Below are 13,677 nucleotides of genomic sequence, written 5' to 3'. Positions count from 1 at the left end.
TTGCGGGGGCTGCGGAACGTAACCGAGCAAGCGCTGATGACCGCAGCGGTCCAGAACATGAAAAAGATCGCCTTCCATCTAGACCGGAAGGCGAAAGAGGCGTAAGCCATCTTAAAACGCCTCAAAAACAACTGAAAAAACAAAAAAGAAACCCCGACGTTTGAAAAAACGTGGGGTTTCTCTACAATCTGCGGCTGCCCTTGGGGCAGCCGTATTTTTTTACGTGTAATTCAGTGTAAAGGTATAGGAATAAGGTGGACTTAAGGTTATAATCGGTAATAGTGTATAATCAATTCAAACGGGCCAAGCGCGAAGGGAACTTAGCGGAAGGCTAATCTATTGGTTAAGGAGTTAGTGGAAATGGCAAAAACGCTTATTTTCGGGCACAAAAACCCGGACACGGACACGATTACATCGGCAATCGCATATGCGGAGCTGAAAAAACAGCTGGGCGCTGACGTTGAAGCAGTCCGTCTTGGCGAAGTGAACGGCGAAACGGCATACGCGCTGAACTACTTCGGCATCGAAGCTCCTCGTCTAGTTGAGAACGTAGCGGACGAAGCGCAGGACGTTATCCTGGTCGACCACAACGAGCGCCAGCAAAGCGCTAACGATATTGAGAAGGTACGCATCGTCGAAGTTATCGACCATCACCGCGTCGCAAACTTCGAGACGGCTGGTCCTTTGTATTTCCGCGCGGAGCCTGTAGGCTGCACAGCTACGATCTTGAATAAGCTGTACAAAGAAAACGGCGTTGAAATCCGCAAAGAAATCGCAGGCCTCATGCTGTCCGCGATTATTTCCGACTCCCTGCTGTTCAAATCGCCGACTTGCACCGAGCAAGACGTTGCGGCAGCACGCGAGCTTGCGGCAATCGCCGGCGTAGACGCGGACAAATACGGCTTGGACATGCTGAAAGCAGGTGCTGATCTGAGCGACAAAACAATCGAGCAGCTGATCTCCATCGACGCGAAGGAATTTTCGATGGGAAGCTACAAGGTTGAGATCGCGCAAGTGAACGCGGTTGACGTCAACGATGTTCTGAACCGTCAAGCGGAGCTTGAAGAAGCGCTGAACGGCATCATCGGGGCGAAAGGCCTGGACCTGTTCCTTCTGGTTGTTACGGACATTCTGAATAATGATTCCGTCGGTCTTGCGCTGGGCAGCAAAGCGGAAGGCGTGGAGAAGGCGTTCGGCGTGAAGCTGGAAAACAACAAAGCCGTGCTGAAAGGCGTTGTTTCCCGCAAATCGCAAATCGTGCCTCCGCTGACAGAGACACTGAGCGCAATGTAATCTTTTCGAAAACTTCATTTTGTTTGAGGCAGTCCGCGGCTTCTTCACGAAGCTTCGGGCTGCCTTTGCGTTATTCAAGCGAAAGCACAGGAGGATGATGGCATGTTTGAAATTAGGGAATATACGATTGAACGGATGAGGGATCCGTACGGCATTTTGGCCGGCGAAAGGTACGAGCTTTTTTTGGAGCTGGAGGTTGACGAGGAGGACGAGCTGTATATGGAGGAAGGCGTGCGGCTCCGAATCGTATATATGAAGGGAGAAGACGGCGCTGCCCGCATCGTCAAATACGAGTTTTTGAATGCCGGAACCGGCGCTTATATCGATATGGAGATGACCGAAGAGGAAGAGGCGTTCATCGATTCGTTCTGCAAGGAGCAAATCGAGCAGCCGATCGAGGAATAACGACGCTCACAAGTGTTATGAGCCGGCCCGGCGCCGCATAAGTTTCATACAAGAGCCCTTTACACGCTTGGTAATGAACATTTATGCATAGGGGGAGATACTCATGCGGGAACCGTTCCGGAACGAGCCGTTTACCGATTTTACCGTCAGCGACTCCATTGCCGACTTCCAGGCTGCGATCCGTCTTGTGGAGTCTCAGCTTGGCCTTGAGTATCGCCTCAAAATCGGTTCCGACCGCATCGAAACGGCAACGAAGCGGAAGTCGGTGAACCCTTCCGATTTCAAGCAGACGGTCGGTATCGTCTCGCAGGCGGACGAGGAGTATGCGCACAAAGCGATTCTCGCGGCGGCGGCGGCCTTCGAGGAGTGGAAGCGGGTGCCTCCCGCGGCGCGCGCAAGAGTGCTGTACAAGGCTGCGGCTATTTTAAGGCGGCGCAAGCATGAGTTTTCGGCTTGGCTCGTCTACGAAGCCGGCAAAACATGGACGGAAGCCGATGCGGACACGGCGGAAGCGATTGATTTTATGGAGTTTTACGGCAGGGAAATGGAACGGCTTGCGGAGAAGCATCCGCTGGTGCCCTATGCCGGCGAGCACAACGAGCTTACGTACATCCCGCTTGGCGTCGGCGTTGTGATCCCGCCATGGAATTTCCCTCTGGCGATTATGGCCGGCATGACGATGGCTTCCGTGGTGGCGGGAAATACCGTCGTGCTGAAGCCAGCGAGTCCGACCGCCGTTATCGCGGCGAAGTTTATGGAGCTGCTGGAGGAGGCGGGGCTGCCGGACGGCGTCGTCAATTATTTGCCTGGAGCGGGCGGAGAGATCGGGGATTTCCTGGTGGAGCATCCGCTCACCCGGTTTATATGCTTCACGGGCTCGCGCGAGGTGGGGTTACGTATCAACGAGCGGGCATCGGCCGCGAAGCAGGATCAAAAATGGATCAAACGCGTCATTGCGGAGATGGGCGGCAAGGACACCATCATCGTTGCCGAGGATGCGGACTTGGATCTGGCGGCGGAGGCGATAACGGCATCCGCATTCGGCTATGCCGGACAGAAATGCTCCGCTTGCTCGCGCGCGGTCGTGGAAGAGCCGGTATACGAAGAGGTGCTGGAGAAGGTAATGAAGCGCGCGCAGGCGCTGAAGCTCGGCCTCGCTGTCGAACAGTCCACTTCGGTCGGACCGGTTATCGACGAACGGGCGTATCTCAATATTTTAAAATATATCGAGGTCGGAAAGTCGGAGGGGACGCTTGTGCTCGGCGGGAATGTGAGGGGCGGCTCCGGTTATTTCATCGAGCCGACAATTATCCGGGATGTGGCGCCTTATGCGCGGATCGCGCAGGAGGAAATATTCGGGCCGGTGCTTGCCTTCATTAAGGCGGGGAACTTCGACGCGGCTCTCGATATCGCTAACAATACGGAATATGGACTGACCGGGGCTGTTATTTCGCGCGACCGCGCCAAGCTGGAGAAAGCCCGCGAGGAATTTCACGTAGGCAATCTCTATTTCAACCGCAAGTGTACCGGCGCGCTTGTCGGCGTGCATCCATTCGGAGGCTTCAATATGTCCGGCACGGATTCCAAAGCGGGCGGCCGCGATTATTTGCTGCTGTTCACGCAGGCGAAGGTAGTGTCCGAGCGGTTTTAGAGGGTTGTTCAAAAATCCACCTTTAAACGTTTATTAGATTTTGATTTTAAAGGTGCGTTTCGTTAGCGGGTACAGCCACTTCACGCCGCTCGGCGTGAGGGTGTCCGCTACAAGATGGGACAAGTAGCCGGCTGCGGCCGTTACCGCCAAGCCCTCAAGACGCAGCTCCTGTTCAGCCCCGGAGGCCAGCCACCACCAAAGCGGAATCATCCAAACGGTGTGCGTCATGCCCCGGTGATTGAGCCAAGGCGCCCAAGCGACGAACGCGCCGAGTCCGGCAAGCCACCATTCGCCCCGCGATAAGCCGAGCCATATGATAAAAGCTCCGACCATGCTGACGAGCGCGTTACGGATGGCGCCGTTGCTCATCGTAAGGCCGATCAAAGCGGCGGCTACGCTTCCTCCCGCAAGAATAGGCGACACGGTGGAGCCGGTTACGTACAAAATAAGAACGGCCGCCGCGCACACCAGTCCTCCCCATAGCGCAAGCTGCCGGAGCTGCCTGCTCAGCTTGGTCAGCTTGCCGCTCAGCATGCTGGTCCCGTCCAGATCCGCGGCCAGCGCCGAAAACGCCGCGGCTCCGATATACGTTAAGCTATTCGATAAATCAGGCGAAAAGTAGACCGCGGCGCCCGCGCCGACGGCTGCTCCAATCGCCAGATGCGTTTTTCCCCTCATTATCGCAACCCCTTCCCTCTGTCTGTTCATTGCTGCTTTTTGTCATTACGACGACGATCCTATAAGTGCTCTTTGTTCACCTGCTCGTTGCGAACCATTTGCTCCAGCTTCTCCACGAGCTGGTCGTGAACGGGATCCTTTTTCCGGAATCCCCAGAACGATTTCCGTTTCTCCGCTTTTAGCAGCTTCAGCAAGTACAGCTTCTCTTTCAAGGTCAGCATGGACAGGCTGCCTCCTTTCTGTAGGGTAACGAGATGAAGATGCCCTCCCATTCTATCGGCTTCTACTATTATAATCAATTCGCAAGGCATGTGATATTTCCGCTAACGATTCGGTTGATTCCGAAAGAGGACAGTGAAGAAAATTTTTATAAGGAGTAAAAATTCAGTTATGCGCGAGGAAGGGGAATGCGTTACTATTAAAATGACACCGCTTACATTTCTGTAGAGAAGCTCAACGGAAAGTGGGGATGGTTGATGAAAACGAGATGGCTGCTAATCTCATGCTTCCTGCTGCTCACAGCCGCAGCGTCAGCAATGGCGCTTGCGGGCATGTTCCAAGACAGCAGCGAGCTGTCCGCGACCGGCAATGGGGCGGCAGATGCACCCGAGCCTGTCCGCCTTGTATGGCTGCATCATTTCGGAGAAGACGGCAGCCGCAAATGGATCGATTCGGGCATCCGTAAATTTCAGGAGAAGTACCCGGGCGTAACGGTAACGGTTGTGCCGCTCAACGGCGGCGATTACATGTCGATGCTCAGAATGAGGGTTGCGACGGACGAAATGCCCGATCTTTATATGATAGACAATATTCAAGGCGCTAGGGATCTAATCGATTCCGGCTATGCTGCGGATTTGACCGGCAAGCCGTTTCTGGAGCGCTTGAAGCCGGAATATTTGAACGGAGCGAAGACGGAGGACGGCCGCATATGGGCGCTTCCGATCGACGCGAACGGTCTTGGCGTGACGTACAACAAGGATGTTTTCGCAAGAGCGGGCATTACAACCGTCCCGGAGACATGGAGCGAATTTCTGGATGTATGCCGCAAGCTCAAAATGCGCGGCGTTACCCCGATTGCGGCCGGCTATAAGGAAAACTGGACCCTATTCTGGGACCTTGCCGCCGACCTCATCCCGTCCGCTCTTGTGGCGAATCCCCGTTTGATCGACGATCTAAGCACGGGCGCCGCGACGTTCGAGCAGAGCAAAGCCGTCTTTGAAGGTCCGTTCACGCGGCTCGCCGAGCGTTATCGGTACGTGAATGCCGATCCGTTCGAGACGAGCTGGGACGAAGCGCGTTCGATGGTGGCGGAAGGCAGGGCGGCGATGATGATCGGCGGCACGTGGAGCGTAGACGGCGTTCGGTCGAAGCGGGAGGACGCGAACATCGGCCTGTTCCCGTTTCCCGCCTCCGAAGTTCCCGGCGCCGCCAAATTCGCTATGAAATCGACGGGCGGCATTGTCGTTAATCCGCATTCGCGGCATGCCGATCTTGCAATGGAGCTGCTGGAGCTGTACGCCGAGCCGGAATTGGGCTTGTCGCTGCAGCTGAACAAAAAGGGCATTTCCGTCATAAAAGAGGTGAACGGCAATCTTGATCCTGCGCTTGCGGAGCTTAACGAGGCTTATATGAAGACCGGCAGAACGGTAGATTGGTCGGGCATTTTGCCGGACTTTACCGATCCGGAGCTGGGGCGCGCCTACAGCGCGGCGGTAGCGGATTACTTGCTCGATCCCGATCATGATCTGGATGCCGCGCTTCGGGGGCTGGATGAAGCATTCGGCCAAATCCGCCCTGCGGCCGTCCCGAACGGGGAGGAGGAGACCGCAGATGAGGAAGCTGCGTAATCTGTTCGGGAGTATGCTGATCCGCACTAAAATTTTGATCTCCAATTTAATTTTAATTGTACTGATGGCGGTCGCAGTCGGGAGTCTCGCGATTTATGCAGCAAGGCACTATACGGAAATACAGACGCGCGATTTGACGCGGCAGCTTGTTCATCAGGCATCCGACAACATTGAGTACCGGGCCAAGGAATGGGTCGGCTCGACGGTTGACCTGCTGGCTAATAGCCGTCTCAAGTCCATGATGGCAGTGGAGTCTTCGGCGGAGCTGGACAATCCGGCGTCAAATCGGCTTCGCGCGAATACGTTGCTGTCGGAATTCGCCAATAATAATGAACACGTCAGGGCGGTCATCGTCCGCAATACGCGCGGCACCGTTTATTGGTGGGAAAATCGAGACGGCGGAGCCGGGCAGCTGAGCGAGCAGGACGCGGCAAAGATGGCGGCTGATTCGGAGGCGAAGATAAAAGGGTCTGGTCCCCAGCTGCTATGGTTATCTTCCCCGCGCGGAGAGGACGAGATTTTGTTTGCGCGCGCCTTCATCGATTTGAGCAATGTCAGCCGCAGCTACGGCGTCATCGTCGTGCTGCTGGACTCCCGGTATTTCTGGAATCCGAATGCAGCCGGTTCGCTCATTGTGAGGGAGAACATGGCCATTATAAGCGGCTCCGGCGATTTGATTATGGGCGAATCCTATCCGAAGCTTCGGGAAGCGGCCGCACGGACGGCGGAAGTGCGGAATCATGCCGCTGCCTTCGCAGACAGCCGAATCGTCAAGATGAACGGAAGCAGCTACTTGATCACGCAGGAGAAGCGTTCGCCGGACGGATGGACGATTCTAAATATGATCCCGATGTCGCAGCTGTTCGGGAAGATCCGTCTGCTCCAGCTGGTGATCGCGCTTGCTTCTATTGCGGCAGTCATCGTTTCCGCCATCATCGCGGTTTATCTTTCGAAATCGACGACCAGAGGGATTAAGCTGCTGGAGAGGACGATGCGCCGGGTCGAGGACGGCGATTTCGGCATACGGATCAAGCCAGCCGGAACGGACGAGGCGGGCGTGCTCGCCCTCCGCTTCAACACGATGCTCGACCGCATCGACGAGTTGATCACGACGGTGTATAAAGAGCGCATGGAAAAGCAGCAGGCCGAATTTTCGGTGCTGCTCGCGCAAATTAATCCGCATTTTCTATACAACACGCTCGGCACGATCCGCTGGTACGCCCGCATGAAGCAGCAGCCGGAAATCGAACGGATGACGGCGGCGCTGATTGGCCTGCTCAAGTCATCCATAAGGAAAACGAGCGAATGGCATACACTTCGGGAGGAACTGCAGGATATCGCGCGCTATATTGAACTGCAGCAAATCGGCTATGGCGACGCCTTCACCGTTTCCTACGACTTCGACGAATCGCTGCTTTCGTTTCAGGTTCTTCATTTGACGCTTCAGCCGCTCGTGGAGAATGCTATCCTTCACGGAATCGAGATGTCGAAAGCAAGCGGCCTGATTACGATCCGTGGACGGCGGGCGGCGAATCGGCTGGTGCTGGAGGTCGAGGATAACGGCAAGGGAATGGAGGAGGAATGCTTCGCCAAGCTTCTGGCGGCCGACAGGCGCACGTCATATCCGGGTCTCCACAGCATTGGCATTCGCGGCGTCAACGAGAGGATCCGATTATATGCCGGCGAGGAGTTCGGATTAAGCTACCGGAGCGGGCCAGGCAAAGGAACGACGGCTATTGTCACGCTGCCCATTATTGAAAGCGAGAAGGGAGACGAGGTTCATGCTGAAAGCGATGATCGTTGAGGATAACGCCATATACAGGTACGCCATTAAAACGATAATCGACTGGGAGCGCTGCGGCTTCGAGCTGGCCGCGGAAGCCGTGAACGGCAGGCAGGCTCTGGAGCGTCTTGTTGATTGCCCTGTCGATCTCATCGTAACCGATATCAGCATGCCCGAAATGAACGGCATCGACCTTATCCATTCCGTAAAGCAGTCGGCGCCGGAGACGAAGGTCATCGTCCTTAGCTCGTATGACGACTTCCATTTCGTTAAGGACGCCCTCAAGCTCGGAGCGCTCGATTATTTGCTGAAGCATGATCTGGAGGAGGAGGGGCTGATTCAGGCGGTAACGCAGGCAAGGGAAAAGATCGAAGAGGAGCGGAGCAGACGCTCGGACGACAGACCGCAGCAGCGCCAGGCTGCTCTTCAGCTTTTGCGCGAGGCGCTGCTTAGCTCCGAAGACGCCAATGACTTGGGCCGGAGGGGAGAAGCGGCGGACGCAGCGCTGCGCGAATCCTCGATCGTTCTGCTTGCCGTCAGCATGGATGCCGCCGCATGTAAAAATATCGCTTCACTTGAGGCGGTCTTTGGATCCGCAATAGGGCAGATGACCGATGTCTGGCAATGCGTGACGCTGGCGCCCCACCGGGTTGCCGTTGCGCTGGATTTCGGCAGGGAGAGAAGCGAAGCGCGGCTGGCAGGCGCCGCGCATCAGGCTGCGGAGCGCATCAAAGCCTCTTTGGATGGCATGGGCATTGCGTGCAGCATCGGCATCAGCCGGGCAGGTCTCGGCCTTAAGGCAGCCCGCGGGCTGCTCGCCCAGGCGGAAGCTGCTTTATTCCGGAGCATTTATGCGGAACGGGAAAGCAGCCGGATCTTTGCGCCTCTAACCGAGCAAGGCCAGCCTGAGCCGGACCTGGGCGGCAGCGTCAGCTCGTTGTCCAAAGCGCTGAAGAACGGTTCGGCGGAATCGATTGAGCTTCATGCCCGGCGCCTGTTTCAAGATATGAGAAGAATGAAGCCGGGAAAGGGCGTTGTGCGCAAGGTGCTGCTTGATTTGTTCGCTCAGCTGGTTGTCCTCGCCTCAGACCGGGGAGTCGAGTGCGAGCCGATGGAGCATTGGCACGACAGAATTGCCCGCGCGCTGGATCGGCTTGAGGATATCAAAACGATTCAGTCCTTGTTCCTGGAGCAATGCTTGCGCCTGACGGGAGGACAGCCGCACGGGGAACGGACGGAAATTCGGCTGGCGCGGGAGTATATTCTCGCCAGGCTCGGCGAGGATTTGAATGTTGCGGATATCGCGGCCCGGCTAGGACTAAGCCCTAACTATTTGTCGGTCATCTTCCGGCAACAGACCGGGCAGCGGCTCGTGGAATTCATTCAGCATAGCCGGGTGGAAGCGGCCAAGAAGCTGCTTCGGGAAACGACGCTCAAAGTATACGAGGTTGCGGAGCGCGTAGGCTTCAAAGACACTTCGTATTTCTGCAAAGTGTTCAAGGAGTATGCCGCGATGACCGTATCCGATTTCCGATGCTACGGCCAGCCCGCCGGCGGCTTTTTGCCGGAAGCGGATTATTTGCTCGTTAACCGAGGCAGCGGTATGGCGCTCGACGTGCAAGGCGAAGCGAGGGAAGCGGGAGCGGAGCTCATCCAATATCATCCGCATGGCGGGAAAAATCAGCTGTGGCGTCTGCTGCCGGCGGGCGATGGCGTATTCAAGCTGGTTAACCGGTGGAGCGGGTTGCTGCTCGACGTGGAAGGTGCCTCGGCCAATGCGGGCGCACGGCTTGTTCAAGCCGCCGATCACGGAGGGGAGAGCCAGCGCTGGTCGGTCGTGAAGGCCGGCAGCTATTTCAAGCTGGTCAACATCGGCAGCGGGCTGAGGGCGGATGTTAACGGCTGCTCCAAGGAAGCGCATGCGCCCGTCATTCAGTGGAAAGACAACCATGGCGCGAATCAGCAGTGGAGCATTGTGAATGCGCACAGCGCAGGCATCGTAAAATTTTCATACATTTCATAGAAAAGTAATGGAACGCTATTCCTATCCGTCCCATCGACAAGCATCGAGGCTTTCGTCATTCCGGCCATTCGCCGGGAGATGGAAAGCCTCTTTGTTTTTTTCTATATTTCTTAGTTTATTGGAATGCCGTATGCTCGCCATGCTTCTAAAATAAAGATATGAAATCGCTTACAAAAAGGAGTCGATGTTGCGTGAACGTACAAACCACAAGTCCCGTCCAGCTGACGCCGTCCGGCATTCGAATCCAAGGCGAGAGCAGAATTCTGCTCTGCGCCTCTCTATTCTATTTCCGAATACCGCGCGGCTTATGGAAGACGCGCCTTGAGCAAGTCAAATCGTCCGGCTACGATTGCATCGACGTATATTTCCCGTGGAACTATCATGAACGATCCGAAGGCGAATGGGACTTCGCTGGCGACAGGGATGCGGAAGTTTTCCTGCGGCTGGCAGCGGAGACCGGTCTTCTCGTCGTGGCTAGGCCGGGACCCTACATCTGCTCGGAGTGGGATGGGGGAGCGCTTCCCGCCTATTTGTACCCGATGGAAGATGTGCGCTTAAGAGACAATAATCCCGGGTTTCTTCGGCACACGGCGAGGTGGTTCGACCGGATCATGCCGCTGCTTGCGAAGTATCAGCTAGGCGGACAAGGCACGGTTGTCTGCGTCCAGCTTGACAACGAGCTTGATTTCTACGGATGCAGCGATCCCCAAGGTTATATTGCGGCGCTGCGCGATATGGCGCTGTCGCACGGCGTGACGGTTCCGCTTATCGCCTGCGCAGGTCAAGGCGGGTTAGCAGAAGCTTCCGGGTTCGCCGAAGGCGTCGTGCCGACGTGCAACTTCTATCCGCATGACCGGGACCCGGAATTCGAAGCCAAGGTGCTGGCATACCGGCGCGAGCTAGCGGATATGGGGCTGCCGCTCATGGTGACCGAAACGAACCGCTCTCATTTTTTGCTGAGGCGCTTGCTTTCTTGCGGAGCGAAGCTGCTTGGACCTTACCTGCAAGCGTCAGGCCACAACTTCGGCTTTACCAATGCCACGAACAACTGGGGCAAGCCCCTCGCCTTCCTTGCCTCCGATTACGATTTCGGCGGCATGATTTCCCCGGATGGCGTCCTTAGGCCGGAAGCGTATGAAGGAAGGCTGCTGAGCCGTCTTATTTCGGCTTACGGCGCCGCGCTCGCCGAGGCTGCCCCGGACACCGGCAATCCGGCGGCGCAGCTTCTGCGGCGCTCCGGCTCCGCTGCCGGTCCAACCGAGCTGCGGCTTCATGGAGGCGGAAGGCTGCTGTTCGCCGCAAATACCGGAGCCGAGGACGCGGTGCTCGAGCTCCGGCCGGCATCAGCTCCGGAAGCAGCCGGAATGAGTCTGCTGCTAAAGCCGAATCGCTGTATGGCGCTTCCGTGGGAGGTGCCGCTCGCGCACTGGGGACTCCGCGGCACGCTTCTTTACGCAACCGCCGAGCTCTCGGATGTGCAGGCCGGCGAGCATAAGACGGTTATGCTTTTCCATACGGAGGGTCCGGCCGAGATCGCGTTCGCGTTCGCGGAGGACGTTCCCGCGGAAGCGGAAGGCATGACGGTCCGGAAAAGCGGGGGAGCTTTGAAGCTCGCGTTTGACGATTCGGGCGTCGCCGTGTGCCGGTTCTCTCTGCAAGGCGGGCATATGCTGGAGGTCGTCACGATGAGCCGGAAAAACGCGCTGATGGTGGAATCTGTAGACGAACAAACCGGTATCGTTTATTCCGCGGAGCCAATGGAAGGCAATTATGCGGATTCTTCTGTGCCGCTCGCCGCTCGGTGGTCCGCGGCCCCTGTCAACCCGGCCGAGCCTCTGACAACAACGGCGCCTTCAGCTGTCACCCACGCCGATTACTTGGAAAAACACGGCATTTATAGCGGGTATGCCTGGTACGAAGCCGAATGGAAGGCGGGCGCCTCGGAGGCGAAGGGGCTGCTGCTGCACAAAGCCGGAGACGTTGTCTCCCTATATGACGGAGGCCGGTATCTCGGCACATGTACGCCGGGAGGGGCTAGCCGGTATATCGAGCTCGAACAGCCGCTGTCCAGCGCTCATATAACGGCCCGCGCGGAAATCTGGGGCCACTCCAATTTCGACGACCCGAGACTGCCGGGGCTGCGGCTCGGCTCGATGAGAGGATTGCGCGGACTTACGGCTGTAACCCGTATCCGCGATTTAAGCGGCAACTGGCGGTATGCTCCATCCGACAACGCTTCCCCGGCGGAGCATCCGGACGATGTGTTCGGCGCCCCGGTATCCCGTCCGATCGTCGGCTTCGGGGGTTGGCTGTCGGAGCGCCGCTTCCGCCGCGAATGGTTCGCGCGAAGCTTTGACGCTTCTCCTGGCACCGATGCTTGGGCGCTTCATTTCGACGGGCTCGAAGGAACGGCCGCCGTCTACGTGAACGGCCGAGCGGCAGGGAACGTTCAGCCGCTTGATCCGATCGTCGACATTACGCCGTTCGTCCTAGCTGGCGAGGCTGTCGAGCTCGCCATCCTTCTGGAGCGCCACGTCGGCCGTCCTGCGGGACGCGTCAAGCTCCTTGAGGGAAGCGAAGCGGTGAGCTGGCGGCTTTCCGGCAGCGGTGAAGCCGAGCTCGCAGCGCATGCCTCTCGTTCCAAGCCGGCTGCGGCTGCGGCCGAGCTGCCGGTCACGATTCAACCCGGCGGCATGGCGTGGCTCTACGCGGGACTGGAACAGCTGCCGCATGCTGCCCGCGGCGGCTGCCGTATGACGATCGACGCAAGCTTCGTCAAAGTAACCGCTTTTATCGACGGCAGGCTCGTCGCGCGGCTGTGGACGCCGGGAGGAGCGTCCAGACCGCATATGACGGGCGGCAGCCAAGACTCGTTTTTTCTGCCTGGTCCTTGGCTTCATAAGGATAACGGCAGTCCGGCCGAATTGGCCTTGCTTCTGGAGGCGGTCGATACGGAACATGCGGCGGAGCTGCGGGCGGTTTCCGTTCGCTTCACGCCTGCTCCCGGGGAGGTGCCAACGGCATGAAGACGGCCACTCATGCTTCGGCTGCCGGTCCGGTCAAGCCGGTCCGGTCGCGTTTCAAGCGGTTCTGGAACAACAAGACGCTCATGCTGATGTGCGTGCCGGCCATCCTGTTTTTTATCGTATTCGCCTATTTGCCGATGCCCGGGCTGTATTTGGCCTTTATTAACTACAACTACTCGGACGGCATCTTCAAGAGCCTGTTCGTCGGCTTCGATAATTTCAAGTTTCTCGTCATGACGGGCGATCTGTGGCGCTTGACGCTGAACACGGTGCTGTACAACCTGGCCTTCATTCTGCTCGGGAACGTGCTGCAGATTGTCGTCGCCGTCTTCCTGAACGAGCTTCGGCTGAAATGGTTCAAGAAGGTGTCGCAGACCCTGATGTTTCTCCCGCATTTTATTTCGGCGGTGCTAATCGGCCTTATTGCGTACAACATTTTAAGCTATGATTACGGCCTGCTGAACGGCATATTGACCGCCCTCGGCTTTGAGCCCGTCAAAGTTTATTCCAATGCCAGCGTGTGGCCGTTCATCATCGTTTTGACTTTCCTGTGGCAATCCACGGGCTACGGCTCGATCGTCTATTTTGCGGCCATTATGGGTCTCGACAACGAAATTATCGAAGCATCGGAGATCGACGGGGCGAACGCTCTGCAGCGGATACGCTATATCGTGCTTCCATGGCTGAAGCCGACGTTTATCATCCTGCTGCTGTTCTCGCTCGGCGGCGTGCTCCGGGGCAACTTCGGCTTGTTCTTCAACCTTGTCGGCGCGAACAATACGGCGCTATACGCAACGACGGACATTATCGAGACGTACGTCTTCCGCGCGCTGATGACCAACTTTAACTTCTCGATTGGCAGCGCCGTCAGCCTGTATCAATCCGTGTTCGGCTTTATCGTGGTCATCACCGCAAACTGGCTGGTCAAAAAGTTTTCGCCGGAAAATTCACTCTTCTAGGAGGCTGATCCT

10 protein-coding genes are annotated in these 13,677 nt (G+C 57.1%); 8 read left to right on the top strand and 2 right to left on the bottom strand.

Features of this window, described 5'->3' with window-relative positions:
* Positions 1-360 precede the first annotated feature (360 nt).
* From D3P08_RS11280 to pruA, 3 genes are all read left to right on the top strand, one after another.
* Positions 361-1,293 carry a manganese-dependent inorganic pyrophosphatase gene (locus D3P08_RS11280; RefSeq protein WP_119599786.1) on the top strand — a complete coding sequence of 311 codons (933 nt, stop codon included), beginning with the start codon at positions 361-363 and terminating at the stop codon, positions 1,291-1,293.
* Between the two features lie 102 nt (positions 1,294-1,395).
* A complete protein-coding gene (locus tag D3P08_RS11275; protein ID WP_119599785.1) occupies positions 1,396-1,698 on the top strand; it encodes a DUF6509 family protein in 303 nt (100 codons plus the stop codon).
* A gap of 103 nt (positions 1,699-1,801) precedes the next feature.
* Positions 1,802-3,349 (top strand): L-glutamate gamma-semialdehyde dehydrogenase, encoded by a 1,548-nt coding sequence (pruA, locus tag D3P08_RS11270; RefSeq protein ID WP_119599784.1) that lies wholly within the window; start codon positions 1,802-1,804, stop codon positions 3,347-3,349.
* Positions 3,350-3,382: 33 nt separating this feature from the next.
* Here the strand turns inward: pruA and D3P08_RS11265 are convergent, their stop codons facing one another.
* Both D3P08_RS11265 and D3P08_RS27290 read right to left on the bottom strand, forming a co-directional pair.
* A complete protein-coding gene (locus tag D3P08_RS11265; RefSeq protein WP_119599783.1) occupies positions 3,383-4,027 on the bottom strand; it encodes a metal-dependent hydrolase in 645 nt (214 codons plus the stop codon).
* Positions 4,028-4,086: 59 nt separating this feature from the next.
* Positions 4,087-4,248: a hypothetical protein gene (locus D3P08_RS27290; RefSeq protein ID WP_162848435.1), complete on the bottom strand. Its 162-nt coding sequence runs from the start codon at positions 4,246-4,248 to the stop codon at positions 4,087-4,089.
* Between the two features lie 255 nt (positions 4,249-4,503).
* Here D3P08_RS27290 and D3P08_RS11260 point away from each other — a divergent pair, with 255 nt between their 5' ends.
* The 5 genes from D3P08_RS11260 (at position 4,504) to D3P08_RS11240 (ending at position 13,665) form a co-directional block, all read left to right on the top strand.
* Entirely contained in the window at positions 4,504-5,874 is a 1,371-nt protein-coding gene (locus tag D3P08_RS11260; RefSeq protein WP_119599782.1) for an ABC transporter substrate-binding protein, read from the top strand.
* Positions 5,858-7,678 carry a sensor histidine kinase gene (locus D3P08_RS11255; RefSeq protein ID WP_162848434.1) on the top strand — a complete coding sequence of 607 codons (1,821 nt, stop codon included), beginning with the start codon at positions 5,858-5,860 and terminating at the stop codon, positions 7,676-7,678. The genes D3P08_RS11260 and D3P08_RS11255 overlap by 17 nt, the downstream gene beginning before the upstream one ends.
* Positions 7,656-9,680 (top strand): RICIN domain-containing protein, encoded by a 2,025-nt coding sequence (locus D3P08_RS11250; RefSeq protein WP_119599780.1) that lies wholly within the window; start codon positions 7,656-7,658, stop codon positions 9,678-9,680. The genes D3P08_RS11255 and D3P08_RS11250 overlap by 23 nt, the downstream gene beginning before the upstream one ends.
* A 191-nt stretch (positions 9,681-9,871) precedes the next feature.
* Positions 9,872-12,706, top strand: coding sequence for a beta-galactosidase (locus D3P08_RS11245; RefSeq protein WP_162848433.1), 2,835 nt, complete (start codon positions 9,872-9,874; stop codon positions 12,704-12,706).
* A complete protein-coding gene (locus D3P08_RS11240; RefSeq protein WP_119599778.1) occupies positions 12,703-13,665 on the top strand; it encodes an ABC transporter permease in 963 nt (320 codons plus the stop codon). The genes D3P08_RS11245 and D3P08_RS11240 overlap by 4 nt, the downstream gene beginning before the upstream one ends.
* Positions 13,666-13,677: the final 12 nt, after the last annotated feature.

It is taken from the genome of Paenibacillus nanensis (assembly GCF_003583765.1).
Lineage (GTDB): Bacteria > Bacillota > Bacilli > Paenibacillales > Paenibacillaceae > Pristimantibacillus > Pristimantibacillus nanensis.
Note: the sequence above shows the minus strand (reverse complement) of the source record. Positions and strands in the feature narration are given on the sequence as shown.